Source organism: Isoptericola chiayiensis (assembly GCF_013149805.1).
GTDB lineage: Bacteria > Actinomycetota > Actinomycetes > Actinomycetales > Cellulomonadaceae > Isoptericola > Isoptericola chiayiensis.
In genome coordinates this window covers 18,057-44,203 of sequence record NZ_JABEZT010000007.1, presented here as the reverse complement: position 1 = coordinate 44,203, position 26,147 = coordinate 18,057, and the positions used below count along the sequence as shown (strand labels likewise).

17 protein-coding genes are annotated in these 26,147 nt (G+C 72.2%); 15 read left to right on the top strand and 2 right to left on the bottom strand.

Features of this window, described 5'->3' with window-relative positions:
- Positions 1–59 precede the first annotated feature (59 nt).
- The 8 genes from HDG68_RS12705 (at position 60) to HDG68_RS12670 (ending at position 17,253) form a co-directional block, all read left to right on the top strand.
- A complete protein-coding gene (locus HDG68_RS12705; protein ID WP_172152669.1) occupies positions 60–3,611 on the top strand; it encodes an ATP-binding cassette domain-containing protein in 3,552 nt (1,183 codons plus the stop codon).
- A 147-nt stretch (positions 3,612–3,758) separates the two neighbouring features.
- Entirely contained in the window at positions 3,759–9,635 is a 5,877-nt protein-coding gene (gene pulA, locus HDG68_RS12700; protein ID WP_343037565.1) for a pullulanase-type alpha-1,6-glucosidase, read from the top strand.
- Positions 9,636–9,920: 285 nt separating this feature from the next.
- Complete coding sequence (gene chvE, locus HDG68_RS12695; RefSeq protein ID WP_172152665.1) at positions 9,921–11,078, top strand: multiple monosaccharide ABC transporter substrate-binding protein; 1,158 nt, start codon at positions 9,921–9,923, stop codon at positions 11,076–11,078.
- A gap of 135 nt (positions 11,079–11,213) precedes the next feature.
- Entirely contained in the window at positions 11,214–12,773 is a 1,560-nt protein-coding gene (mmsA, locus tag HDG68_RS12690) for a multiple monosaccharide ABC transporter ATP-binding protein (protein ID WP_172152663.1), read from the top strand.
- Entirely contained in the window at positions 12,770–13,948 is a 1,179-nt protein-coding gene (gene mmsB, locus HDG68_RS12685; protein ID WP_172152661.1) for a multiple monosaccharide ABC transporter permease, read from the top strand. Before mmsA ends, mmsB begins: the two co-directional genes overlap by 4 nt.
- Before the next feature lie 91 nt (positions 13,949–14,039).
- On the top strand, positions 14,040–15,233 hold the full coding sequence (locus tag HDG68_RS12680) for an ROK family transcriptional regulator (RefSeq protein ID WP_172152936.1): 1,194 nt from the start codon (positions 14,040–14,042) through the stop codon (positions 15,231–15,233).
- Complete coding sequence (locus tag HDG68_RS12675) at positions 15,230–15,976, top strand: ATP-binding cassette domain-containing protein (protein ID WP_172152659.1); 747 nt, start codon at positions 15,230–15,232, stop codon at positions 15,974–15,976. Before HDG68_RS12680 ends, HDG68_RS12675 begins: the two co-directional genes overlap by 4 nt.
- Before the next feature lie 170 nt (positions 15,977–16,146).
- The gene (locus HDG68_RS12670; protein ID WP_172152657.1) at positions 16,147–17,253 is read left to right on the top strand and encodes a substrate-binding domain-containing protein; all 1,107 of its coding nucleotides are present in this window, start codon (positions 16,147–16,149) and stop codon (positions 17,251–17,253) included.
- A 100-nt stretch (positions 17,254–17,353) separates the two neighbouring features.
- On the opposite strand, the gene HDG68_RS12665 is transcribed toward HDG68_RS12670, so the two are convergent.
- The gene (locus tag HDG68_RS12665; RefSeq protein ID WP_172152655.1) at positions 17,354–17,851 is read right to left on the bottom strand and encodes a MarR family winged helix-turn-helix transcriptional regulator; all 498 of its coding nucleotides are present in this window, start codon (positions 17,849–17,851) and stop codon (positions 17,354–17,356) included.
- Positions 17,852–17,946: 95 nt separating this feature from the next.
- On the opposite strand from HDG68_RS12665, the gene HDG68_RS12660 reads away from it, so the two are divergent.
- Both HDG68_RS12660 and HDG68_RS12655 read left to right on the top strand, forming a co-directional pair.
- Positions 17,947–18,564 (top strand): NADPH-dependent F420 reductase, encoded by a 618-nt coding sequence (locus HDG68_RS12660; protein WP_172152653.1) that lies wholly within the window; start codon positions 17,947–17,949, stop codon positions 18,562–18,564.
- Complete coding sequence (locus HDG68_RS12655) at positions 18,537–19,445, top strand: VOC family protein (protein ID WP_425483767.1); 909 nt, start codon at positions 18,537–18,539, stop codon at positions 19,443–19,445. Before HDG68_RS12660 ends, HDG68_RS12655 begins: the two co-directional genes overlap by 28 nt.
- A gap of 18 nt (positions 19,446–19,463) precedes the next feature.
- Here HDG68_RS12655 and purU read toward each other — a convergent pair whose 3' ends face one another.
- Positions 19,464–20,363 (bottom strand): formyltetrahydrofolate deformylase, encoded by a 900-nt coding sequence (gene purU, locus HDG68_RS12650; protein ID WP_172152651.1) that lies wholly within the window; start codon positions 20,361–20,363, stop codon positions 19,464–19,466.
- Between the two features lie 29 nt (positions 20,364–20,392).
- On the opposite strand from purU, the gene HDG68_RS12645 reads away from it, so the two are divergent.
- From HDG68_RS12645 to araA, 5 genes are all read left to right on the top strand, one after another.
- The gene (locus HDG68_RS12645; RefSeq protein WP_172152649.1) at positions 20,393–20,971 is read left to right on the top strand and encodes a GNAT family N-acetyltransferase; all 579 of its coding nucleotides are present in this window, start codon (positions 20,393–20,395) and stop codon (positions 20,969–20,971) included.
- A 29-nt stretch (positions 20,972–21,000) separates the two neighbouring features.
- Entirely contained in the window at positions 21,001–22,020 is a 1,020-nt protein-coding gene (locus tag HDG68_RS12640; RefSeq protein ID WP_172152647.1) for a LacI family DNA-binding transcriptional regulator, read from the top strand.
- Between the two features lie 73 nt (positions 22,021–22,093).
- On the top strand, positions 22,094–23,707 hold the full coding sequence (locus HDG68_RS12635) for a xylulokinase (protein ID WP_172152645.1): 1,614 nt from the start codon (positions 22,094–22,096) through the stop codon (positions 23,705–23,707).
- A gap of 25 nt (positions 23,708–23,732) precedes the next feature.
- Complete coding sequence (locus HDG68_RS12630; protein WP_172152643.1) at positions 23,733–24,440, top strand: L-ribulose-5-phosphate 4-epimerase; 708 nt, start codon at positions 23,733–23,735, stop codon at positions 24,438–24,440.
- A gap of 41 nt (positions 24,441–24,481) precedes the next feature.
- The gene (gene araA / locus HDG68_RS12625; protein ID WP_172152641.1) at positions 24,482–25,993 is read left to right on the top strand and encodes an L-arabinose isomerase; all 1,512 of its coding nucleotides are present in this window, start codon (positions 24,482–24,484) and stop codon (positions 25,991–25,993) included.
- The last annotated feature ends 154 nt before the right edge of the window (positions 25,994–26,147 follow it).

The window sequence follows — 26,147 nt, the reverse complement described above, 5'->3', positions numbered from 1 at the left end:
GACGTCCCCGGGCGACAAAAGAGTCGAGCGCCGTCGGACCCTCGGCCTAGCCTCAGGGAGTGATCGACGCTCCCGCACCCCCGACCCGGCGGTCGGCCGTCGCCGACGACCCGGCGCGGCGCCTGGACTGGCGGCGCCTGCGGGGGCCCGTGAGCGCCGTCGCGCTGGTCGCGCTCGCGATCGGGACGGTCGGTACCGCGCTGGGGACCGCCGTCGCCGGCGGGCTCGCCGCCGACCCCACCCGCACCGGGGTGCTGCTGCTCACGCTGTGCCTGGTGGGCGGGGCCCTGCTCGACGCCGTCGGCCAGGTCGCGTGGGCCGGCGTGGTCGACCGCGCCGAGGGGCGGCTGCGCGGCGACCTGCTCAGCGCAGCGCTGCACCAGCCGCTCGGCGTCCTCACCGAGCAGGCCGTCGGTGAGATCCTCGACCGGGTCGACGACGACACGCACGCCGTCGGGGCGCTCGCCCGACGGCAGCTGTGGGGCATGGGCCGCACCGTCTTCGGCGTCGTGCCGATCTGGGTGGTGGCGGGTGTGACCTGGTGGCCGGCAGCGATCCTGTTCCCGCTGCTCGGCGCAGCCGTGTGGTGGCTGGTGCGGCCCCTGCTCGGGGAGATCGCCCGGCGCAAGGTGGTCGAGGAGCGCGCCTGGACCGACAACGCCGCGGTGCTCGAGGAGGGCGTCGCCGCCCGCGACGACCTGCGCACGGCGGGCGGGCAGGCCTTCGCCCTGCGACGCCTCGCGGAGATGTCCGCCCGCGTGCACCGCACCCTGCTGGCCGTGGTCCGGGTGGAGACCCGCCTCATGGGACGCGCCGGCGTCCTGCTGCACGCGCTGCTGGCCGGCGTCGTCGTGGCCGGGGTGGCGCTCGCCGCCGGCGGCAGCATGTCCGTGGAGCGGCTCGTCACGCTGTTCCTCGCCACGTCGCTGTTCGTGGGGCAGGTGGACCGCCTGGCCCAGCACCTGCCGGACCTGCAGGAGGGGCTGGGCGCCGTGGTGCGCATCCGCCAGCTCCTGGACAGCGAGCCGGAGCCGGTCGGCGGTGCGGCGCTGCCCGACCGGCCGCTCGACATCGAGGTGCGCGGGCTGAACTTCGCCTACGCCGAGGGCACGTTCGCGCTGCAGGACGTCTCCCTGGCGGTGCCGGCCGGGCAGACCGTCGCCTTCGTGGGCCGGACCGGCTCGGGCAAGACGACGCTCGCCTCCCTGCTCTCGCGGGCGGTCGAGCCGCCGCGGGGTGCCGTCTTCCTCGGGGGCGTGGACGTGCGCGACGCCGACCTGCAGCACCTGCGCGCCGGCGTCGGCGTGGTCACCCAGCGCACCGAGATCCTCGCGGGCACGCTCGCGCAGAACATCACGCTGTTCGCCGACGTGCCGCGCGCGGACGTCGAGGCCGCCGTGCGCGAGCTCGGGCTGACCGGCTGGGTGGCCGGGCTGCCGGACGGGCTCGAGACGCTGCTCGGACCGGGCGGCACCTCGCTGTCCGCGGGGGAGGAGCAGCTCGTCGCGTTCGCACGGCTGCTCGTGCGCGACGTGCGCCTGGTGGTGCTCGACGAGGCGACCGCCCGCATGGACCCGCACACCGAGGCGCGCGTGGTCGCGGCCTCGGAGCGCCTGCTCGCCGGTCGGACCGGCGTCGTCGTCGCCCACCGGCTCGGCACGGTGCGCCGGGCGCACCGCGTCGTCGTGCTCGACCACGGCCGCGTGCTCCAGCAGGGCGCGTCCCAGGACCTGGCTCGCGCGGCCGGCCCGTTCCGCGACCTGCTGGCCGCCGGGGGCGAGGCGGCGCTGCTCGACGGCGCGAGCCCGTCCGGACCGTCCGAGGACGACGGCGTCGCGCCCGACGGCGTCGCGCCCGGTGGGGCCGGCGGCGTCGGTGGCCGGCGCCGGACCGGCGAGCCGCCGGTGCTCGCCGAGCCCGCCGGCGGCCCGAGCCTGGCGCGCAGCGTGCTGCACGCGCTGGTGACCCGTCCGCGCTGGGGTCTGGCGGGCGCGGTGCTGTTCCTGCTCACCAGCCTGTTCGCCGCGCAGGGGGCGCTCGCCGGTTTCCTGTGGGGGCGTGCCGTGGAGTCCCTGGCCGACGGCGGCGTGCCGCTGCTGCTGACCGCCGTGCTCGTGGTGATGCTGCTCGCCGCGCCGCTGTGCCTGGCCGTCGCGATCCGCCTGTACCCGTCGTGGTGGATCGAGCTGCTGCTGCGGGTGCGGGTGGGTGTCCTCGTGGGCCAGACGCGTCGCCACCGGCTGCGCCGGTCACCTCCGGGCGAGGTGGTCGCCCGTGCGCTCGACGCCGACCGGTTCGTGCTCTACGTCGACCGGTGGGTGGACCTGATCAACGGGTTCCTGGTCGTCCTGGTGACCTGGGCGGTGAGCGGGTCGGCCCTGGCGGGCCTGGTGCTGCTCGCCGTCATGGTCGTGACGGCGGTCTGCGCGCTGGCGGGCCGGCCCGTGGCGGGGCGCACGGCCACGCGCTCCGCCGAGGCCCGTGCCGGGTTCGGGCGCGCGCTGGTCTCCGTGCTGGACGCCGCGCGGACCGTCAAGCTCGCGTCCCGCACACCGCAGACGCGCCGCCACCTCGACGAGGTCGACGCCGGTCGCGTCGAGGCCGCCATCCGGGAGCACCGGGTCCAGGCCGTGCTCGACGGGATCCCGACCATCATGGTGCAGGCCGGTGTGGTCGTGTCGTGGGCGCTCCTGCTCGCCGGGACGTGGGACCTGGCCACCACGCTCCTCGTCACGGCCGCGGTCGGCGGGTTCGCCTATTTCGGCGTGGTGGCCGGCGCGGTGATCACCGAGGCGCCCGGGACGCGCGCCTGGCTGCGCGCCACCCAGACGTTCGCCGCGGGGGCGGACCTCACCCGGCTGCCGGCCGGCGTCGACCTGGCCGCCGGCACCGCCCCCGCACCCGTGCCCCCGGCGCCGTCACCCGCGCCGCTGCGGCACCTGGAGCTGCGCGGCCTGGAGGCGGTGCACGACGACGGCACGATCGGCGTCACGGACGTCGACCTGCGCGTCGAGCGGGGTGAGCTGGTGCTGCTGCTCGGGCAGGTGGGATCGGGCAAGTCGAGCCTGCTGTCGGCGCTCGCGGGCCTCATGGCCCACCGTGGCGAGGTGCGGTGGGACGGCGAGGCCGTCACGGACGCCGAGACGTTCCTGCGTCCTGCCCGGGTCGCGCACGTCGCCCAGGTGCCGCGGGTGCTGTCGGGGACGTTCGCCGAGAACGTCGCGCTGGACCACGCCCGCGACGTCGTGGGGCCGCTCGAGACGGCCCGGATGTCGCCCGACGTGGCCGACGCCGGCGGCCCGGACGCGCTGGTGGGGCACCGGGGGGTGCGGCTCTCGGGAGGGCAGGTGCAGCGGCTCGCTCTGGCCCGCGCGTTGGCGACGGGCTCCGAGGTGCTGCTCGCCGACGACGTCTCCAGCGCCCTGGACGCCGCCACCGAGGTCGAGCTGTGGGCGGCGCTGCGGGCGCAGGGGCTGACGGTCATCGGCTCGACGTCGAAGCGGGCGGCCCTGGCGCGGGCCGACCGGGTCGTGGTGCTCGTCGAGGGGCGTGTCGCCGCCGTGGGGCCGTGGGCGGAGCTGGAGCGGCGCTGGGCGTTCCTGGCGGGGTGAGACGTCGGGCGAGTGCCGGACGTCTGCTGACTCTTGCTGCAAGGTTGCAGCAACGCTACAGTCGACGATGGTCGCGATCGCCGCGCCCGGTCGACGAAGGAGTCCTCCATGGCCCGTGCCCCCCGTCCCCCTGCGTCAACGGACGCGGTGCCATCCCGGGCGGTCCCGCCGCCCGCGGGACCGGTCCCCACGGCGCCCCGTCGTGCGATCGCCTCCCTGGCGGCGCTCGCCGTCGCCGTCCCCGCCGTCGCCGGGGGTGTCGCGCTCGCGGGAGCCCCCGCTGCCGGCGCCGCGGACCGCACCGTCGCCCTCGTCGGCGACCTCCAGGACGAGCTCGGCTGCGGCGCCGACTGGGACCCCGCCTGCGAGGCCACGGAGCTCGCGCCCGCCGGCGACGGCACCTACAGTGCCGAGTTCGACGTCCCGGCCGGTACCTACGCGTACAAGGTCGCGATCGACGACGCCTGGGACGAGGCCTACGGTCGCGACGGCGGCGGCGACGACGCACCCCTCGTGCTCGGCGGTGACACCCGCCTGCGCGTCACCTACGACGACGCCACCCACCTGACCGCGCTCACCCCGCTCGAGCTCGCGGGGGAGTACGACGCCGCCACGGACGACGCGCTCGTCGCGGCACCGGCCCGGCAGGCCGGCGGCGACGAGCAGTTCTACTTCGTCATGACCGACCGGTTCGCCAACGGCGACACCACCAACGACACGGGCGGCATCGAGGGCGACGCCCTCGACCACGGGTTCGACCCGACGGACAAGGGGTTCTACCAGGGTGGTGACCTGGCCGGCCTGCACGACAACCTCGACTACATCGAGGGGCTGGGCACGACGGCGATCTGGCTGACGCCGTCGTTCATGAACCGGCCCGTCCAGGGCACCGGCGACGACGTCAGCGCCGGCTACCACGGGTACTGGATCACGGACTTCACGCAGATCGACCCGCACCTGGGCACCAACGCCGAGCTCGAGGCGCTCATCGACGACGCCCACGCCCGGGGCATCAAGGTGTACTTCGACATCATCACCAACCACACGGCCGACGTGATCGACTACGCCGAGGGCGAGTACTCGTACATCGACCAGGCCACCCGGGCGTACACCGACGCCGCTGGGAACGTCTTCGACCCCGCCGACCACGCCGGCACGGGCGACTTCCCCGAGCTCGACGCCGCGACGTCGTTCCCGTACACGCCCGTGATCGCCGACGACGACGCCGACGTCAAGGTGCCGTCCTGGCTGAACGACCCGACGCTGTACCACAACCGCGGCAACTCGACCTGGAGCGGGGAGTCCGTCACCTACGGCGACTTCGACGGTCTGGACGACCTCATGACCGAGCACCCCACCGTGGTCAGCGGCTTCGTGGAGGTCTACCAGGACTGGGTCGACCTCGGCATCGACGGCTTCCGCATCGACACCGTCAAGCACGTGAACCGGGAGTTCTGGGACACCTGGACCACCGAGGTCCTCGACCACGCCCACGCCGCCGGCAAGGACGAGTTCTTCATGTTCGGCGAGGTGTACGACGCCGACCCGAAGCTCCTCTCGCCCTACGTGCGCGAGACCGACATGAGCTCCGTGCTCGACTTCGCCTTCCAGGCCTCGGCCACCAGCTACGCCAGCGGCAACAGCGCCCAGGGCCTCGCCGGACTGTTCGCCGGTGACGACCGGTACACGACGCCGGACACCTCGGCGGCCGCGCTGCCGACCTTCCTCGGCAACCACGACATGGGCCGCGTCGGCTACATGCTGCAGAGCTCCGACGACCCGCTCGCCCGGGACGAGCTCGCCCACGAGCTGATGTACCTCACCCGCGGTCAGCCGGTCGTCTACTACGGCGACGAGCAGGGTTTCGCCGGTACCGGCGGCGACAAGGACGCCCGCCAGACGCTGTTCGCCACCCAGGTGGACTCCTACGCCAACCAGGACCTGGTCACCGGCGAGAGCGCCGGCAGCCAGGACCGTTACGACACCGACGCCCCGCTGTACCAGCACATCGCCGAGCTGTCGGCCCTGCGCTCGTCGACGCCGGCGCTGCAGTCCGGGGCACAGATCGAACGGTTCGTCGCCGAGGGTGCGGGGATCTACGCCTTCAGCCGCGTCGACCGCGACGAGAAGGTCGAGCACCTCGTCGCGCTGAACAACGCGAGCTCCGAGCGCACCGCCACCTTCACCACACTCACCCCGGGAGCCACGTACAGCGTGCTGTCCGGGGAGACCGGCGAGGTCACCGCCGACGCCGCCGGCGAGGTGACGGTGACCGTCCCGGCGACCTCCGCCGTCGTGCTGGTCGCCGACCGCACCGTGGGCGCCGAGACCCACGGGGACGTCGCCGTCGAGGTGCCGTCCGCCGGTGCCGCCGTGACGGGAACCGCTCCGGTGCGCGCCGCGATCGACGACGCCTGGGCGGAGACCTCCTTCGCGTGGCGCGAGGTCGGCACCACCGACTGGACCCCGCTCGGCACCGCCGAGGACACCACCCCGCGGGTCTTCCACACCACAGACACCCTGCCCGAGGGCACCCTGGTCGAGTACCGCGCGGTGACCGTCGACGCCGACGGCGACCGCGCCGCGGCCTCGACGTTCGCCTCCGTGGGCGTCGACGTCTCCGGGGTGCCCGGTCAGGAGGAGCCCGAGACGGACATCGACCTGGTGACCGTGCCCGGCAGCCACAACAGCGAGATGGGCTGTGCCGGGGACTGGACGCCGGACTGCGAGAACGCCCGCCTCACCGAGCGCGCCGACGGCGTGTACTCCGGCACGTTCGACCTGCCGGCCGGCGACTACGAGTACAAGGTCGCGATCAACGGCTCGTGGGACCTCAACTACGGCACCGGGGGCGAGCAGAACGGTCCCAACGCCACCTACACCCACGACGGCGGCGAGGTCACGTTCTACTGGGACCCGGTGAGCAAGGACTTCTCCTCCACCGCTCAGGGCCCGATCGTCACCCTGCCCGGGTCCTACCAGGAGGAGGCCGGCTGCCCCGGCGACTGGCAGCCCGACTGCCTGGCCACCTGGGCCAAGGACCCGGACGGGGACGGCGTGCACACCTGGTCCACCGACGCGCTGCCCGGCGGCGCCTACGAGGCCAAGGTGGCACACGGCCTGAGCTGGGCCGAGAACTACGGGGTGGGCGGAGCACCCGACGGCGCGAACTACTCCTTCTCCGTGGGGGAGGGTGAGACCGTGACGTTCTCCTACGACCTCGCCACGCACGAGCTGACCGTCGGGACCGAGAACCCGCCGCTCGCGGGTCTCGGGCAGCAGGCCGCGCACTGGGTGCGCACCGACCTGCTGCTCGCCCCCGGCGACCTCGGCACCGGTGACGAGTGGACGCTGTGGACCGCCCCCGAGGGCGGCCTCGAGGTCTCGGAGTCACCGGCGGGCGGCGACGCCGACGCGGTGACCGGACCGGACGGTGGCGACCTGCCCGACGGCGCGGCGTCCTACCCCCTCGAGCCCGGCGGCGACCTGCCCGACGGGGTGGCCGAGGACTTCCCGGCGTTCGCCGACCACACGACGCTCGTGCCGACGTCGGGCGGGGAGGCCCTGGACCGTGCGACGGTCGAGGACCTGCTCACCGGCCAGCTCCTGGTGACCCGCAGCGGCGGCGACACCCTGACCGCCGCCACGGGCGTGCAGATCCCGGGCGTGCTGGACGACCTGTACGCCGAGGATGCGGCGGATCGTACGTTCGGGGCCGCCGTGCACCCGAACCGCAAGTGGGCCTCGTTCGCCCTGTGGGCGCCGACGGCCCAGGACGTCGACCTGCTGGTCTGGCCCGAGGGCCGCGACCTGGGCGACGAGCCCGACCGCTTCGACACCACACGGGCCGACGACGGCACGTGGACGCTCGACGGCAAGGCCGAGGACAAGAAGTACGCCTGGTACGGCGCGCGCTACCGGTACGCCGTGCAGGTGTACGTGCCTGGCGGCGGGGGCGCCCCGGGCAGGATGGAGACGAACCTCGTCACCGACCCGTACTCGGTCGCGCTGACCACCGACTCGACGCACTCCGTGGTCGTGTCCCTGGACGACAAGAGGTTCCAGCCGAAGGTGTGGCGCACGACGCCGCAACCCGTCGTCGAACGGTCCGTCGACCAGACGATCTACGAGCTGCACGTGCGCGACTTCTCGATCGCGGACTCCACGGTCCCCGAGACGGTGCGGGGCTCCTACCTGGCCTTCGCCGAGTCCGGCTCGGACGGCATGACGCACCTGCGCGAGCTCGCCGAGGCCGGCATGACGACGGTGCACCTGCTGCCGACGTTCGACATCGCGACGATCGTTGAAGACCCAGTGGATCGCGCCGAAGTCGGCGACCTGTCCGGGTTCGCCCCGGACTCCACGGAGCAGCAGGCCGCCGTGGCCGAGGTCCAGGGGTCCGACGCCTTCAACTGGGGCTACGACCCGTACCACTTCACGACGCCGGAGGGCTCGTACGCCGTCGACCGGGAGGGCGGGGCCCGCGTGGCCGAGTTCCGCACGATGGTGGGCTCGCTGCACGAGGCCGGGCTCCAGGTGGTCCTCGACCAGGTGTTCAACCACACCGCCGCCAGCGGTCAGGCGGACAAGTCGGTGCTGGACAGGGTCGTGCCGGGCTACTACCACCGGCTGAACCCCACCACGGGCACCGTGGAGACCAGCACCTGCTGCCAGAACGTCGCCACCGAGCACGCGATGGCCGAGCAGCTCATGGTCGACTCCGTGGTCACCTGGGCCCGCGACTACAAGGTCGACGGGTTCCGGTTCGACCTCATGGGTCACCACTCCCGCGAGAACATGCTCGCCGTGCGCGAGGCGCTCGACGCGCTGACGGTCGAGTCCGACGGCGTCGACGGCTCGGCGGTCTACCTGTACGGCGAGGGCTGGAACTTCGGCGAGGTGGCGGACGACGCGCTGTTCACGCAGGCCACGCAGGGCCAGCTCGGCGGCACCGGGATCGGGACGTTCAGCGACCGGCTCCGCGACGCCGTGCACGGCGGCTCGCCCGTCGACGGCGCCTCGACGTTCACGCAGGGGTTCGGCACCGGGCTGTTCACCGACCCGAACGGGCGGGAGGCCCGGACCGGCGAGCCCGGCACGGTCAACGACGGCTCCGACGACGAGGCGGCCGACCTCGGTCACCAGACCGACCTGGTCCGCCTGGGCCTGGCCGGCAACCTGCGCGACTTCACGTTCCTGACGTCCGACGGCAAGACGACCCGGGGCGAGGACCTCGACTACCGCGGCTCCCCGGCCGGGTACGCCGACTCCCCGGAGGAGGTCGTCACCTACGTCGACGCCCACGACAACGAGACGCTGTTCGACCTGCTCACGCTCAAGCTGCCGCAGGCGACGTCGATGGACGACCGGGTCCGAATGAACACCGTCTCGCTCGCGACGACGGCACTGGCCCAGACGCCCTCGTTCTGGCACGGGGGCACGGACCTGCTCCGCTCGAAGTCGCTGGACCGCAACTCCTACGACTCCGGCGACTGGTTCAACGCCATCGACTGGACGGGTCAGGACAACGGGTTCGCCCGGGGGCTGCCGATGGCCGCGGACAACGAGGACAAGTGGCCGCTCATGGCGCCGCTGCTGGCCGACCCGGCGCTCCGGCCGACGCCGGACCACATCGCGGAAGCATCCGAGCGGGCCCGCGAGCTGCTGGAGCTGCGCACCTCGACACGGCTCTTCCGGCTGGGGTCGGCCGAGCTGATCGGCGAGAAGGTCACCTTCCCCGGCTCGGGTCCGGACGCCGTCCCGGGTGTCATCGTCATGGCGATCGACGACACGGTCGGCGCCGACGTCGACCCGGCGCTCGACGGGGTGCTCGTGGTGTTCAACGCCTCGCCCGAGGCGGCCACGGTCGACCTGCCGGACCTCGCCGGACGGGGCTTCGAGCTCTCGCCGGTGCAGGCCGGCGGCGTCGACCCCGTCGTCCAGGAGACCTCCTGGGACGGTGATGCCGGGAGCGTGACGGTGCCGGCGAGGACAGTCGCGGTGCTGGTGGAGGCACAGGTGTGAGCCGTCGACGGAGCAGTCGCTGACGGCGGCGAACCGCCGCCGTTGCGTTCGGTAGGTGAACGCAGCAGCGGCGGTTCGCTGTCGTGAAGCGGGTGAAACGGACAGGGAGCGCGTCCATGTCGTAACCAGATTGTGACGAGAAGGTTTCTCTCCTGCGTTGACTTTGAGACCCGAAGCCAGCAATCTGGTCCGCAGCCGTCCTCCGAGGCGGCAGTGGTCCCGCCTACGGGCGCCGGTGGTGAAGGTCGCCGCCGGGGACCCTCGACGACGAGAAGGAGCGCGAGGATGCGACTCGGCAAGAAGATGGGTGCGGTCGCCGCAGGTACGGCGCTGACGCTCTCCCTGGCTGCCTGCGGTGGCGAGGGCGCCGGCTCGAGCACCGACGGTGCGGCGGGCGACGGCGACGAGAACGTCAAGGTCGGCGTCGCGATGCCGACGCAGACCTATGAGCGGTGGATCCAGGACGGCGGCAACGTCGAGGCCGGGCTCGAGGAGCTCGGCTACGACGTGGACCTGCAGTTCGCGAACGACGACATCCCCACCCAGACCCAGCAGATCGACTCGATGATCACCGGGGGCGTGGACGTCCTCATCATCGCCTCGATCGACGGCACGGCCCTGACCAGCCAGCTCGAGGCCGCCGCGGCCGAGAACATCCCGGTCATCGCCTACGACCGCCTCATCCGTGACAGCGAGAACGTGGACTTCTACACCACGTTCGACAACTTCGCCGTCGGCGTCGCCCAGGCCAACGCGCTGCTGCGCGGCATGGGATACCTCGACGAGAACGGCGAGGAGACCGGTGAGGAGGGCCCGTACAACGTCGAGCTCTTCGCCGGGTCCCCGGACGACAACAACGCGACCTTCTTCTACGAGGGCGCGATGTCGGTGCTCCAGCCGCTCCTCGACGACGGAACCGTCGTGGTCCCCTCGGGCCAGACGAACTTCGACACCGTGTCCACGCAGCGCTGGGAGCTCGAGACCGCCCAGAGCCGCATGGAGGACCTGCTGACCTCCACGTACACGGGCAACGACACCGAGCTGCACGGCGTGCTCGCCCCGGCCGACGTGCTCTCCCGCGGCATTAACAACGCCCTGCAGAGCGCGGGCATGGGCCCGACCCTCGAGGACGGTCTGCCCGTCATCACCGGTCAGGACGCCGAGATCGCGAACATCAAGCTGATCAACGACGGTGTGCAGTCCTCGACCATCTTCAAGGACACCCGCCTGCTGGCCGAGCAGGCCGTCGCCGCGGCGCAGTCCTTCGTCGAGGGCGAGGACCCCGAGGCGAACGACACCGAGACGTACGACAACGGCGTCAAGGTCGTGCCCTCCTACCTCCTCGAGGTCGAGACGGTGTTCGCCGAGGACATCGAGCCCGTGCTCGTGGACTCCGGCTACTACACCATGGACGAGGTCGAGTCCGGCCAGACGGCCGAGTGACCCGGCTGCTCTGAGCCAACTCAGCACGGGCGAGGCCGTCCGTCGTGCACCCACGACGGGCGGCCCGCCCCGGGTCCGCCCCCGGCGACACACCGCGGACGGCACCCCTTCATCGAAGGAGGGACGAGAGCGCAGATGAGCACCATTCTGGAGATGCGCTCCATCACCAAGGAGTTCCCGGGCGTCAAGGCGCTGTCGGACGTCACCCTCACCGTCGAGCAGGGCGAGATCCACGCCATCTGTGGTGAGAACGGCGCCGGCAAGTCGACGCTCATGAAGGTGCTGTCGGGCGTCTACCCGCACGGCACGTACGACGGCGAGATCGTCTTCGACGGCGCGTCGGCCGAGTTCGGGTCCATCTCGGACTCCGAGGAGCAGGGCATCGTCATCATCCACCAGGAGCTCGCCCTGGTGCCCTACCTCTCCGTGGCCGAGAACATCTTCCTCGGCAACGAGACCCGCGGCCGCCTCGGACTCATCGACTGGAACAACGCCAACCATCGCGCCGCTGCGCTGATGGAGCGGGTCGGGCTGCACGAGAACCCGACGGCGCCGATCGGACAGCTCGGTGTCGGCAAGCAACAGCTGATCGAGATCGCCAAGGCCCTCTCGAAGAAGGTCCGTCTGCTCATCCTCGACGAGCCGACCGCCGCCCTGAACGACACCGACTCCGAGCACCTGCTCGAGCTCCTCCGCGCCCTGCGCGGCGAGGGCATCACGTGCATCATCATCTCGCACAAGCTCAACGAGATCGAGGAGATCGCCGACCGCACGACGATCATCCGTGACGGGCAGACGATCGAGACGATCGACATGTCCGCCGAGGACGCCACCCAGGACCGCATCATCCGCGGCATGGTGGGTCGCGACCTCGAGCACCGCTACCCGGAGCGTGCCAGCGTCCTCGGCGACGAGGTGCTGCGGGTGGAGGACTGGAACGTCGACCACCCGACCCAGGCCGGCCGGCAGGTCATCACCGACGCGTCCTTCAACGTGCGGGCCGGTGAGGTCGTGGGCATCGCGGGTCTCATGGGCGCCGGCCGCACCGAGCTCGCGATGAGCATCTTCGGCAGGTCCTACGGGCGCAACATCCGCGGCAAGATCTTCAAGGACGGCAAGGAGATCCAGGCCCGGACGGTCGCGGAGGCGATCAAGCACCACATCGCCTACGCCACCGAGGACCGCAAGCACTACGGCCTGAACCTCATCGACGACATCCGGCACAACATCTCCGCCGCGGGCCTGCGCCAGCTGGCCCCCGGTGGCTGGGTGAACAGCAACGAGGAGCTGCGCGTCGCAGAGGACTACCGGGCCTCGCTGAACATCAAGACGCCGAGCGTCGTCGTCGACGTCGGCAAGCTCTCGGGCGGCAACCAGCAGAAGGTCGTGCTGTCCAAGTGGCTGTACACCGACCCCGACGTGCTCATCCTCGACGAGCCCACGCGCGGTATCGACGTCGGTGCCAAGTACGAGATCTACACGATCATCAACAAGATGGTCGCGGCGGGCAAGGCGGTCGTCGTCATCTCCTCCGAGCTCCCCGAGCTGCTCGGCATCTGCGACCGCGTGTACACCCTCGCCTTCGGCCGCATCACCGGTGAGCTCCCCGTCGCCGACGCGACGCAGGAACGCCTCATGGAGCTCATGACGCTCGAGCGCGACCAGCCCCTGCCCACGAACGGAACTGCCTCATGAACGCCATCGCCTCGGTCCGGGACGCCCTGACCCGGAACATGCGCCAGAGCGGCATCCTCATCGCCTTCGTCGCGATCGTGGTGCTGTTCGCCGCCCTGAACGACAGCTTCCTGTCTCCCGGGAACCTGACGAACCTCGTCCTGCAGTACTCCTACATCCTGATCCTGGCCATCGGCATGGTGATGGTGATCATCGCCGGGCAGATCGACCTGTCGGTTGGGTCGGTGGTGGCACTCTCGGGTGCGGTCTCCGCCGCGGTCGTCATCCGGGAAGGCATGCCCTGGTGGGCCGGCGTCGCCGCCGCCCTGCTCGTGGGTCTGCTGGTCGGGATCTGGCAGGGATTCTGGGTCGCCTACGTCGGCATCCCCGGCTTCATCGTGACGCTCGCGGGCATGCTGCTCTTCCGTGGCCTGACGTTCCTCGTCCTGGACAACCGGTCGCTCTCGCCGTTCGGCGGGACCTACTACGACATCGCGAACGGCTTCCTCAACGGCTGGCTCGGCGGGTACGGCTACGACGTCTTCACGCTCGTGATCTTCGGCATCGCCGTCGTCGGTTACGCCGTGTCCCAGTGGCGCTCCCGCCAGGGCAAGATCGCCTACCAGCAGTCGGTCGAGTCGCTGCCGATGTTCGCACTGAAGCTCGTCGTCGTCGCCGCGGTGGTCATGTGGTTCGGCTACCAGCTCTCCACGTCCCGAGGCCTGCCGGTGGTGCTGATCATCCTGGCGGTGCTGATCATCGCCTACACGCTGGTCACGCAGAAGTCCGTCTTCGGCCGGCACATCTACGCCGTCGGCGGCAACCGCCACGCGGCGGAGCTGTCGGGCGTGTCCGTGCGCAAGATCAACTTCTGGGTCTTCGTGAACATGGGTGTGCTGGCTTCCGTGGCCGGTGTGGTGTTCTCCTCGCGGATGAACGGCGCCCAGCCCAGCGCGGGCGAGATGTTCGAGCTCGACGCGATCGCTGCCTGCTTCATCGGTGGAGCGTCCACCACGGGCGGCATCGGCCGGGTGGGCGGCGCCATGATCGGTGGTCTGATCATGGCCGTCATGTCGAACGGCATGCAGCTCATGGGCGTGCCGCAGTCGATGCAGCAGGTCATCAAGGGCCTGGTGCTGCTGCTGGCCGTCGCCTTCGACATCTGGAACAAGAAGCGCGCCGCCGTGGCCCGCTGAACCGGATGAGCACCGCGGACGGGCAGGTGGGGCCTCCCACCTGCCCGTCCGTCTTCCCCGTACACTCCGGGTCGTGAAGGGACGGCAGGCGATGGCGCGGACGCAGTCGTCGCTGCGCGAGGCCAACCGTGCCCGCGTGGTCGACGCCGTCAAGAAGCACGGCAGCCTCACCCAGGTGGAGCTGACCGGTGCCACCGGCCTGTCCGCGGCGACCGTCTCGACGATCGTCAAGGAGCTCGTGGCCGCCGAGGTCGTCGAGGTCCGCAACACGGTCCGGTCCGGTCGCCGCGCTCAGCTCGTCACCCTCGCCCACCGTGTCGGCCTCGTGGCCGGCGTCGTCGTCGGCTACCGCACCATGCGGGTCGCGCTCGCCGACGTCGCCCACGAGATCCTCGCCGAGCAGTCGTTGCCCCTGCCGGCCGACCATCGGCCCGACACCAGCCTCGACCGGGCCGCGCTGCTCGTGGTGGACCTGCTCGAACGCGTCGGATCCGATCTGGACGAGCTCCTCGGCATCGGCCTCGGGATCCCCGCGCCGGTTCACCCCGCCACGGGGATGCTCAGCGTGCGGGGCGTGCTGCGCGGCTGGGACGCCGTGCAGATCGCCCAGGTGCTCGAGAAGCGGCTCTCCCGCCCCGTCTTCGTGGACAACGACGCCAACCTCGGGGCGCTGGCGGAGTCCACGGTCGGCGTCGGCCGCCCGTGGCGGGACATGATCTACGTGGGTGTCTCCCACGGGGTGGGTGCCGGGATCGTCATCGGCGGGTCGGTGCACCACGGTGTGGACGGCACCGCGGGCGAGATCGGCCACGTCCAGGTCGACCCGGCGGGCCGGATCTGCCTGTGCGGCAGCCGAGGATGCCTCAACACCGTGGTGGGTCTGCCTGCTCTGCTCGAACCGCTGGAGACCAGTCACGGTCACCTCACCCTGGGCGACGTCGTCCGGCTGGCCCGGGCCGACGACCCGGGCTGCCGGCAGATCGTCGCCGACGCCGGCGAGCAGGTCGGGGCCGTCGTCGCCGCGCTGGCGACGGGGCTCGGACCCCAGGGGATCGTCGTCGGCGGGGAGCTCGCCGAGACCGGGGAGACCTTTCTGGCACCCTTGCGTGCGGCGGTCGAGCGTCGCACGGTGCTCCACCAGGCGGGCGGGCCCGAGGTGGTGCCCGCCGCGTGGGGTCTGCGCGCCGAGCTCGTGGGCGCCGTGGCGCTCGCCCTGCAGAGCACCGACGTGTTCGACCCCGCCCGACGCACGGACCGAAGCGACGAGGAGATGGCTGGACGATGATGCCGCCGGCACCGCACCGCACGCCCCTGCTCGCCCTGCACGAGGTGAGCAAGTACTTCGGCGCCGTCGAGGCGCTCGTGGGGGTCGATCTGGAGGTGCACGCCCACGAGGTGGTGGCGCTCGTCGGCGACAACGGGGCCGGCAAGTCCACGCTGGCCCAGGTCGTGGCCGGGGTGCTGTCCACCGACGCGGGACAGATCGAGATCGACGGCGAACCCGTGACGCTCGGCTCGGCGTCGGCGGCGAACCGGCTCGGGGTCGCCAGCGTCTTCCAGGACCTGGCCGTCTGCGAGAACCTCGACGTGACGGCGAACCTCTTCCTGGGACGGGAGCTGCGCAACCGGGTCGGTCTCCTGCACGAGGGCGAGATGGAGGTCCAGACGCGCGAGCTCCTCGAGCGTCTGACCGTGCGCATCCCTTCGGTGCGCACCACGCTGCGCCAGCTCTCGGCCGGGCAGCGGCAGGCGGTCGCCATCGCTCGCACGCTCATCGGCAACCCACGGATCGTGGTCCTCGACGAGCCGACCGCGGCGCTGTCCGTCGCGCAGACCGGTGAGGTGCTCACCCACATCCAGCGGCTGCGGGAGATGGGCCTCGGGGTCATCCTCATCAGCCACAACCTCAACGACGTGCGGGCGGTCGCCGACCGCATCGAGGTGCTGCGCCACGGGCGCAACAACGGCTCGTTCCCGGCCACGGCGTCGCACGAGTCGATCCTGGCCGCGATCACCGGAGCGGCCTGACCCCCACACCTGCCGGGCGGGACGGACCGCCACGGACGGGCACGACGGCACGGACGCCGTCGCCCACCTGCGTGCCGCCGCCGACGTCGGGGCGTCATGCCGCGTGGTTTCTTGACGACGAGGAACGACGGGCCGCCCATCGGTGGGCGGCCGACGAGAGGAACGTGATGATGCGACGCGTGGCAGCAACGGCTGCCGTGCTGGCCTCGGCCGGCGTGCTGACCCTGTCCGGGTGCGGGGCGCTCGGCGGCGAGGACACGATCGGCGTGGCCATGCCCACCGAGACGTCCGAGCGCTGGATCGCCGACGGTGCGGCGTTGTCGGACGGCCTGCAGGAGGCCGGGTACGAGGTCGACCTGCGGTACGCCGGGGACGAGGGCGGCGGGTACCGGCAGGCCGACCAGGTGCAGGAGATGATCGACGACGGCGTGGAGCTGCTGATCGTCGCGGCCGTGGACGGTGCCGGGCTCGGCGAGCAGCTCGCCGCGGCGGCGGAGGCGGGCATCCCCGTCATCGCCTACGACCGGTTGCTGCTCGAGTCGGAGCACGTCGACCACTACGTCACGTTCGACAACTACGCGGTGGGGGTCGCGCAGGCGACCGCGCTGCTCCAGGGCCTCGGCGTCGTGGACGAGCAGGGGGAGCTGACGGGCGACACCGGCCCGTACGACGTCGAGCTCTTCGCCGGCTCCCCGGACGACAACAACACCTTCATCTTCTGGCAGGGGGCGATGGACACCCTCCAGCCGTACCTGGACGACGGGACGCTGCGGGTGCCGTCGTCGCTGACGGACGTGGGGGCCGCCAGCACGCAGCAGTGGCTGGCGGAGAACGCCCGTGAACGCATGGCCGTGCTGCTGCAGAGCCACTACGACGACGGCTCCGAGCTGGACGGCGTGCTGTCGCCGTACGACGGTATGTCCCGCGGCATCATCGAGGCCCTCCAGCTGTGGGGCCTGGGCCCGTCGCTGGCGGACGGGCTCCCCGTCGTCACCGGCCAGGACGCCGAGGCGGACTCGGTGGCGCTGATCCGGGACGGCGTCCAGCAGTCGACGGTCTTCAAGGACACGCGCGTGCTGGCCGACAGCGCGGTGGACGCCGCGCTGGCCTACCTCGAGGGCGGGCAGCCGGAGGTCGACGACACCACGACCTACGACAACGGGGCCAAGGTGGTGCCGACCCTCACGATCGACGTCGAGGTCGTCCTGCGCGACGACATCGACGAGGTGCTCGTGGACAGCGGCTACCTGACCGCGGCGGAGATCGCGGCCGACTGAGCGCTCCCACCCCGCCGAGATCGACGGACCCGTCCCGAGATCGACGTACCGTCCGTCGATCTCGGTACGGGTCCGTCGATCTCGGCGGGCGGCGGCCAGGTCAGGGACGGCCGGTCCGGAGGCCGAAGGAGTCGTGCGGGTCGACGTGCGCCAGGACGGTGTCGAGGACGCGCGTGAAGGCGTGCAGGTCGTCGCGGTCCAGGTCGTCGTAGACGTTCTCCAGGACGGTCCGGGCGTGGCCGGGTGCGCTGGCGACCACCTTGTGCCAGCCGGCCTCGGTGAGTGTGGCGACCGTGACCCGCCCGTCGTCGGGGGCGGGGCCGCGCCGGAGGAACCCCCGGTCCTCGAGGCGTCGCGCGACGTGGGACAGGCGGGGGAGCGTGGCGTTCGTCCGGCGGGCGAGGTCGCTCATGCGCAACGAGCGGTCGTCGGCCTGGGACAGCATCGCCAGGGTCAGGTACTCGAAGTGAGTCAGGTCGGCGTCGTGCCGCAGCTGCTGGTCGAGCAGCGCGGGAAGCAGCCCGATGACGGCCTGGAGCCGTAGCCAGCTGCGCATCTGCTCGTCGTCGAGCCATCGTGGTGATGCGTCGTCGTCCATGAGCCCTCCCGCATTGGTTGACGCGACAACTATACCGCCCTATGTTGGTTGTAGCGTCAATCAAAGTGATCGACGCGCGTCCGAGAGGAACCCTCATGAGCAACAGCATCAGCGTCGTCGGAGCCGGCAGCATGGGCGCGGCCATCGCCCGCCTCGGCCTCGCCGCGGGACGCCCGGTCCAGGTCGTCACCCGCGACGTCGCCGCGGCGCAGGCCGTCGACCCGGCCGTGGAGGCCACCGCCTTCGGCGAGCCGCTCACCGGTGACGTGGTCGTGCTCGCCCTGCCGTACCCCGCGCTGGACGACGTCGTCGCGACCTACGGCGACCAGCTCGCGGGCCGGACCGTCGTCGACATCACCAACCCGCTCGACTTCTCGACCTTCGACTCCCTCGTGGTGCCCGCCGACTCCTCCGCCGCGACCGAGCTCGCCGCCAGGCTCCCCGGCGCGCAGGTGCTCAAGGCGTTCAACACCACCTTCGCCGCCACGCTCGCCACCGGGACGGTGGGCGACGTGCCGACCACCGTGCTCGTCGCGGGCGACGACCCCGACGCCAAGGGCTCCCTCACCGCCGCCTTCGACGGATCGGCCGTACGGATCGTCGACGCCGGTCCGCTGCGCCGCGCCCGCGAGCTCGAGGCGCTCGGCTTCCTCCAGCTCACGCTGGCCGCCGGCGAGAAGACGTCGTGGACCACCGGCTTCGCCCTGCTGTGACCGCGGCCCAGAACCTCCGCCGCGACGACCTGCTCGCGGCGTCGACGACCATGGGAGCCGTCACGCTCCACGTCGGCGACCTCGTCGCCATGAGCGCCTACTACCGCGAGGCGCTCGCGCTGACCGAGCTGCCCGGCACCGGGGGACCCGGCCGGGTGGTCCTCGGGAGGGGGCGCACGCCCGTCGTCGTGCTCCGGCACACGCCCGGACTCCCGCCCACCTCCCGGCACCAGGCCGGGCTGTTCCACACCGCCGTCCTCCTCGACACCGAGGAGGCGCTCGCCGCCGCCGTGGCGCACGCCGCGCGGCACCCGCTGTCCCGGTTCGTCGGCAACGCCGACCACTGGGTCTCCCGGGCGTTCTACTTCACCGACCCCGAGGACAACGGCATCGAGCTCTACTGGGACCGTCCGCGGGAGACCTGGCAGCGGTCCGGTGGTCGCGTGGCGATGGGCTCGGACTGGTTCGACCCGCAGGCCTATCTCCAGCAGCACCTGGACGAGTCGGCGCTGGCCGGCGCCTCGGGGCAGGAGGCCCGGGTGGGCCACGTCCACCTGCAGGTCGGCGACCTCACGGTGGCGCGCCGGTTCTACGTCGACACCCTCGGCCTCGAGCTCACGGCGGATCTTCCCGGCGCGCTCTTCGTCGCCGCCGGCGGGTACCACCACCACGTGGCCGTCAACACGTGGAACAGCGCCGGCGCAGCTCCGCGGGCGGCGTCGCTCGGCCTCGGGCAGGTCGCCCTGACCGTGCCCGGGCAGGACGACGTCGACGCGTTGCGCGACCGGCTGCGCCACGCCCGGGTCCCGGTGCGCGACGACGGTCGCACGCTGCGGTTCGACGACCCGTGGAAGACGCTCGTCGAGGTCGCGGTCGCCTGAGGCCGGCGTCCGCCGACGTCAGTGGAAGACGACCGTGCGGTGGCCGTCGAGCAGCACCCGGTGCTCGGCGTGCCACCGCACCGCCCGCGCCAGGGTGCGCCGCTCGACGTCCTCACCGAGCGCCACCAGGTCCGACACGGCCCGGGAGTGGTCCACCCGCTCGACGTCCTGCTCGATGATCGGCCCTTCGTCGAGGTCGCCGGTGACGTAGTGCGACGTGGCGCCGATGAGCTTGACGCCCCGCTCGTGCGCCTGCGCGTACGGGCGCGCGCCCTTGAACGAGGGCAGGAATGAGTGGTGGATGTTGATCACGTGGCCGGCCAGGTCGCGGCACAGGTCGTCCGACAGGATCTGCATGTAGCGGGCGAGCACCACCAGCTCCACGTCGAGGCGGTCCACCAGCTCGCGCAGCCGGTCCTCCGCCTGCGACTTGGTCGCCGCGGTGACCGGGACGTGGTGGAACGGCTTGCCGTAGAACTCGGCGAGCTCGGCCAGGTCCGGGTGGTTGCCGACGACGCCGACGATCTCGACCGGCATCTTCTGGTTGCGCTCGCGGTACAGCAGGTCCACCAGGCAGTGCGCGGCCTTCGAGACCATGATCAGCGTGCGCACCGGGCGTCCGACGACGTCGAGCGTCCACGTCATCTCGAACCGGTCGGCCACCTCGCCGATCGCCGCGGCCAGCTCCTCGCGGGCGGCGTGCGTCTCCACCTGGACGCGCATGAAGAACAGCCCCGAGCCGGGGTTGCCGAACTGCTGCGACTCGGTGATGTTGCCGTCGTGCTGGGCCAGCATCCCGCTCACGGCGTGGACGATGCCCGGCCGGTCGGGGCACGAGAGCGTCAGGACCCACTCGGTGGGTCGGTGGTCCGTCGTCGGTGCGGGGGGCTGCGTCGGCTCGGTGGTCACGTCCGCCATTGTCGCCCACCGTCTGCCACGATGGGGCCATGAGCGAGAGCACCGCCACCTCGGCCGGCACTGCCGGCGCCGCGGCCCACGACGCCCCCACCCGGATCGCGCTGGTCGACGACGACCACGCCGGCGAGCTGCTGACGTTGCGTCGTGCGGCGTTCGTCTCCGAGGCGCAGGTGTACGGCGACCCGAACATCCCGCCGCTGACTCAGACGTTGCCGGAGCTTCGCGAGGACATGGCCCGGGACGACGTCGTGACGATCGGGGCGTGGGACGGGCACCGCCTGGTCGGGTCCATCCGCGTCGAGATCGACGCCGAGCGCGCCACGCTCGGGCGGCTCGCCGTCGCCCCGGACCAGCAGGGCCGCGGGCTGGGCACGACGCTGCTGTTCGCGATCCTGGAGTTCCTGCCCGAGCAGATCTCGGAGATCTGGGCGTTCACGGGCAAGGACTCGCGGCAGAACCTGGCGATGTACACCAAGCACGGCTACGAGGCGCAGTACGACGAGGCCGCGGGTGAGCTGACGTACACCTACCTGCGCCGGGTGCTGCACGAGGTCGACGCGCGTCGGTCGGGGCAGGAGCCGGCGGGTCCGTCCGCCAGCGGCTCGTGAGCGCGTCCCGCCCGGCACGCCGTCCGTCGATGGCCGACGTCGCCCGGGTGGCGGGCGTCTCCCACCAGACGGTGTCGCGGGTGCTGAACGAGCACCCGAGCGTGCGCCCGGAGACCCGGGAGCGCGTGCTGGCCGCGATCGACGAGCTCGGGTACCGCCGCAACAGCGCGGCCCGCGCGCTGGTGACCTCGCGGTCGGCGACCCTCGGCGTGGTCACGACGGGCTCGGCGCTGTTCGGGCCGACCAGCACGCTCATCGCCGTCGAGGAGGCGGCGCGCGACCGCGGCTACTTCGTGTCCGTGGCCACGCTGCGCACCTACGACACGGCGGCGATGCACGCGGCGATGGAGCACTTCATGGCCCAGGGCGTCGACGGGATCGTGGTCATCGCCCCGCACGCCGACGTCGCGGCGGCGGTGGAGTCGTTCCGGGCGCCGGTGCCGGTCGTGGTCGTGGCGGCGCTCGACGACGCTTCCCCGGACCACGGCGACGGCTCGCCGTCGGCCACCGTGTCGCTGGCCGTCGACCAGCGTTCGGGCGCTCGGCAGGCGACGGAGCTGCTGCTCGACCTGGGCCACCCGGACGTCGTGCACGTGGCCGGTCCGCAGGGCTGGTTCGACGCGCGCGAGCGCGCGGCCGGCTGGCGCGAGGCGCTGCAGGCCCGCGGCCTCGAGCCGGCACGGCCCCGGCTGTGCTCGTGGTCGGCCGCGGACGGCTACGCGGCGGGGCGTGACCTGGCCGAGGCGGTCGCGGCGGGGGAGGGGCCGACGGCGGTGCTCGCGGGCAACGACCAGCTCGCCCTGGGGATCCTGCGCGCGCTGTGGGAGCGGGGGGTGCGGGTGCCCGACGACGTCTCGGTGGTGGGGTTCGACGACGTCGAGGGCGCGGCCTACTTCGTGCCGCCGCTGACCACGGTGCGTCAGCCGTTCGCCGAGCTCGGGTCCCGTGCCGTGGCGATGGTGGTGGCCTCGTTGGCCGGGGAGCCGGTCGCGGCGCAGCGGATCATGCCCGAGCTCGTGGTGCGGTCCTCGACGGCGCCGCCGCGCTGACCTCGGGCGGTTGGAAACGAGCTCGTGTGAGCGTTAACATCAAGAGGACGACCATCAAGGAGTGAACACGGCGATGACGCTGCCAGACCAGGAGACCGAGGCGCGGGACGCCATCACCTCCGGGCGGACCACGCTCGGCATCGAGCTCGGCTCGACGAACATCAAGGCGTGCCTGATCGGACCCGAGCACCAGGTGCTCGCCGGCGGCTCGCACGCCTGGGAGAACGAGCTCGCCGACGGACTGTGGACGTACCCGCTCGAGGCGGTCCACCGCGGGCTGCAGGGCGCCTACGCCGCGCTCGTCGCCGACGTCGAGCAGCGCTACGGCGTCCGGCCGACGACCTACGCGGCGCTCGGTGTCTCCGCGATGATGCACGGCTACCTGGCGTTCGACGCGGACGACCAGCTGCTGGTGCCGTTCCGCACGTGGCGCAACACCAGCACCGGACCGGCCGCCGCCGAGCTGTCGGAGCTCTTCGGGTACAACATCCCCCTGCGCTGGTCCATCGCGCACCTGTACCAGGCGATCCTCGACGACGAGCCGCACGTGCCGCAGATCGCCTCCTTCACCACGCTCGCCGGGTACGTCCACCGCGCGCTGACCGGCCGGCACGTCCTCGGCGTCGGGGACGCCTCCGGCATGTTCCCGATCGACCCCGCCACCCGCGACTACGACCAGCGCATGCTCGAGCAGTTCCGGCACCTGGCGGCCGCGAAGCGTCCCGGGCTGCACGTCGAGGGGCTGCTGCCCGAGGTGCTGCCCGCCGGCGCCGACGCCGGTCGTCTCACGGCCGACGGCGCCGCCCTGCTGGACCCCAGCGGCGAGCTGCGACCGGGCGTCCTGCTCTGCCCGCCCGAGGGCGACGCCGGGACCGGCATGGTCGCGACCAACGCCGTCGCGCCGCGGACCGGCAACATCAGTGCCGGCACGTCGATCTTCGCGATGGTCGTCCTCGAGAAGCCGCTGACCAGCGTCCACCACGAGCTCGACCTCGTCACCACCCCGGCCGGCGACCTCGTGGCGATGGTGCACTGCAACAACGGTGCGAGCGAGCTCGACGCCTGGGCCGGCGTCTTCGGCCAGTTCGCCGCGGCCCTGGGCCACCCCAGCTCGGCCGACGACGTCTTCGGCGCCCTGTTCACCGCCGCCCTCGACGGCGACGCCGACGGAGGCGGGCTCCTGGCCTACAACTACCTCGCCGGCGAGCCCATCACCGGGCTCGAGGAGGGCCGCCCCCTCATCGTGCGCACCCCGGACAGCCGGCTCACCCTGGCCAACGTCATGCGCACCCAGATCTACGGCGCCTTCGGCACGCTGGCGCTCGGCATGAACGTGCTGCACGGCGAGGGCGTCGCCATCGACACCATGCTCGCGCACGGCGGCATGTTCCGGACCGCCGGCGTCGCCCAGCGGTTCCTCGCCGCCGCCGTCGACGCCCCGGTCGCCGTCGGGCAGACCGCCTCCGAGGGCGGCGCCTGGGGCATCGCCGTGCTCGCCGCCTACGCGGCCGCCGTCGACGGTGAGGACGGACCGACCCTCGACGCCTACCTGACCGAGCAGGTGTTCGCCGACGCCGCGCTCGACGTCGCCCGGCCCGACGCGGACGACGTCGCCGGGTTCGCCGCCTACCTCGAGCGGTACTCCGCCGGCCTCGCCGTCGAGCGGGCCGCCACCGAAGCCCTCTGACCCCGTGACGAAACCGGAGCAACCCATGTCGAACGACGCGCCCCTGACCGAGGTGCCCGCCCACCTGCGCACCGCCGTCGACACCGCCAAGCAGAAGGTCGCCGACCTGCACGCCGAGCTGCCCCGCTGGGAGCTCGTCGTGTGGACCGCCGGCAACGTCTCCGAGCGGGTGCGGAACGACCAGGGGGAGGACCTGCTGGTCATCAAGCCCTCCGGCGTCTCCTACGACGACATCACCGCCGAGGCCATGGTCGTGTGCGACCTCGACGGCAACCTCGTCGAGGGCGACCGCTCGCCCTCGTCCGACACCGCCGCCCACGCGTACGTCTACGCCCACATGCCCGAGGTCGGCGGCGTCGTGCACACCCACTCCACCTACGCGACCGCCTGGGCCGCACGCGGCGAGGAGATCCCCTGCGTGCTGACCATGATGGCCGACGAGTTCGGCGGACCGATCCCCGTCGGACCGTTCGCGATCATCGGCGACGACTCGATCGGCCGGGGCATCGTCGAGACCCTGCGCGGGTCCCGCTCCAAGGCCGTGCTCATGAAGAACCACGGCCCGTTCACCATCGGCGGCGACGCCAAGGGCGCCGTCAAGGCCGCGGTGCTCTGCGAGGAGGTCGCGCGCGCCGTGCACGTCTCGCGCCAGCTCGGCGAGCCGCTGCCCATCGAGCAGCAGCACGTCGACTCCCTGTACGAGCGCTACCAGAACGTCTACGGCCAGCGCTGACGCCGGCGTCGGACCACCCCGAACCTCCCGAAAGGACCCCCATGCCCAAGCCCTACGGCGACCGCGAGATCTGGTTCCTCACCGGCAGCCAGGACCTCTACGGCCCCGAGACCCTCGAGCAGGTCGCCAGCCAGTCCCGCGAGGTCGCCGCCGCGCTCGACGCGTCCGACGACGTCCCCGCCACGATCGTCTGGAAGCCCGTCCTCAAGGACGCGGCGTCGATCCGCCGCGCCATGCTGGACGCCAACAGCGACGACGGCGTGCTGGGCGTCATCACCTGGATGCACACCTTCAGCCCGGCCAAGATGTGGATCGCCGGCCTGGACGCCCTGCGCAAGCCGCTGCTGCACCTGCACACGCAGGCGAACGTCGAGCTGCCCTGGTCCGACATCGACATGGACTTCATGAACCTCAACCAGGCCGCCCACGGCGACCGGGAGTACGGCTACATGCTGTCCCGGCTCGGCGTCGCGCGGACCACCGTGGTGGGGCACGCCTCGAACCCGGCCGTGCAGCGCCGCGTGGGCACCTGGGTCCGGGCCGCCGCCGGACGGCTGGCCACGCAGGAGCTCAAGCTGGTCCGCTTCGGCGACAACATGCGCAACGTCGGCGTGACCGAGGGCGACAAGACCGAGGCCGAGCTGCAGTTCGGCGTCAACGTCAGCACCTGGGGCGTCAACGACCTCGTCGCGGCCGTGGACGCGGTCGCCGAGTCCGACGTCGACGCGCTCGTCGCCGAGTACGAGCAGCTCTACGACGTCGCGGCCGAGCTGCGGGCCGGGGGGGAGCGGCACGAGTCGCTGCGCTACGCCGCCCGGCAGGAGGCCGCCATGGAGGCGTTCCTCACCGAGCGCGGCGCCAAGGCCTTCACCACGAACTTCGAGGACCTCGGTGCCCTGCGCCAGCTCCCCGGCCTCGCGGTGCAGCGCCTCATGGCCAAGGGCTACGGGTTCGGCGCCGAGGGCGACTGGAAGACCGCCGTGCTGGTCCGCGCCGCCAAGGTGATGGGCGAGGGCCTGCCCGGCGGCGCCTCCCTCATGGAGGACTACACCTACGACCTCACGCCCGGGTCCGAGCTGATCCTCGGGGCCCACATGCTCGAGATCTGCCCGACCCTGACGACGTCGAAGCCGCGCGTGGAGATCCACCCGCTCGGCATCGGCGGCAAGGAGGACCCGGTGCGCATGGTGTTCGACACCGACGCCACCGAGGGTGCCGTCGTCGTGTCCCTGGCCGACATGCGCGACCGGTTCCGGCTCACCGCCAACGTCGTCGACGTCGTCCCGCCCACGCACGAGCTGCCGAACCTGCCCGTGGCGCGGGCCGTGTGGAAGCCGCGACCGGACTTCGCGACGTCGGCCGAGGCCTGGCTGACCGCCGGCGGCGCCCACCACACCGTCATGTCGACGGCGCTGGGCATCGAGGCCTTCGAGATGTTCGCCCAGATCTCCGGCACCGAGCTGCTGGTCATCGACGAGGACACCACGCGTCGCGGGTTCGCCGACCAGGTGCGCTGGAACCAGGTCTACTACAAGCTCGCGCAGGGTCTCTGACCGTCCGGTCGCACCCCACCCGGCGCATCGAGCGTGCCGACATCTCCCTCCTGACCCGGTCGAGAGGAAGAAGTCGGCACGCTCGATGCGCTGTGCGGCGGCGGTAGTCTGTGGTCGCCGCACCGGCCGCCCGGTGCCCGGCAGCAACCGACGG

Excerpts from the sequence above, each read along its gene's own strand:
- chvE (WP_172152665.1), top strand. The coding sequence starts at position 9,921 with ATGCGACTCGGCAAGAAGATGGGTGCGGTCGCCGCAGGTACGGCGCTG.
- mmsA (WP_172152663.1), top strand. The coding sequence starts at position 11,214 with ATGAGCACCATTCTGGAGATGCGCTCCATCACCAAGGAGTTCCCGGGC.
- mmsB (WP_172152661.1), top strand. The coding sequence starts at position 12,770 with ATGAACGCCATCGCCTCGGTCCGGGACGCCCTGACCCGGAACATGCGC.
- HDG68_RS12680 (WP_172152936.1), top strand. The coding sequence starts at position 14,040 with ATGGCGCGGACGCAGTCGTCGCTGCGCGAGGCCAACCGTGCCCGCGTG.
- HDG68_RS12675 (WP_172152659.1), top strand. The coding sequence starts at position 15,230 with ATGATGCCGCCGGCACCGCACCGCACGCCCCTGCTCGCCCTGCACGAG.
- HDG68_RS12670 (WP_172152657.1), top strand. The coding sequence starts at position 16,147 with ATGCGACGCGTGGCAGCAACGGCTGCCGTGCTGGCCTCGGCCGGCGTG.
- HDG68_RS12665 (WP_172152655.1), bottom strand. The coding sequence starts at position 17,851 with ATGGACGACGACGCATCACCACGATGGCTCGACGACGAGCAGATGCGC.
- HDG68_RS12660 (WP_172152653.1), top strand. The coding sequence starts at position 17,947 with ATGAGCAACAGCATCAGCGTCGTCGGAGCCGGCAGCATGGGCGCGGCC.
- purU (WP_172152651.1), bottom strand. The coding sequence starts at position 20,363 with ATGGCGGACGTGACCACCGAGCCGACGCAGCCCCCCGCACCGACGACG.
- HDG68_RS12645 (WP_172152649.1), top strand. The coding sequence starts at position 20,393 with ATGAGCGAGAGCACCGCCACCTCGGCCGGCACTGCCGGCGCCGCGGCC.
- HDG68_RS12640 (WP_172152647.1), top strand. The coding sequence starts at position 21,001 with ATGGCCGACGTCGCCCGGGTGGCGGGCGTCTCCCACCAGACGGTGTCG.
- HDG68_RS12635 (WP_172152645.1), top strand. The coding sequence starts at position 22,094 with ATGACGCTGCCAGACCAGGAGACCGAGGCGCGGGACGCCATCACCTCC.
- HDG68_RS12630 (WP_172152643.1), top strand. The coding sequence starts at position 23,733 with ATGTCGAACGACGCGCCCCTGACCGAGGTGCCCGCCCACCTGCGCACC.
- araA (WP_172152641.1), top strand. The coding sequence starts at position 24,482 with ATGCCCAAGCCCTACGGCGACCGCGAGATCTGGTTCCTCACCGGCAGC.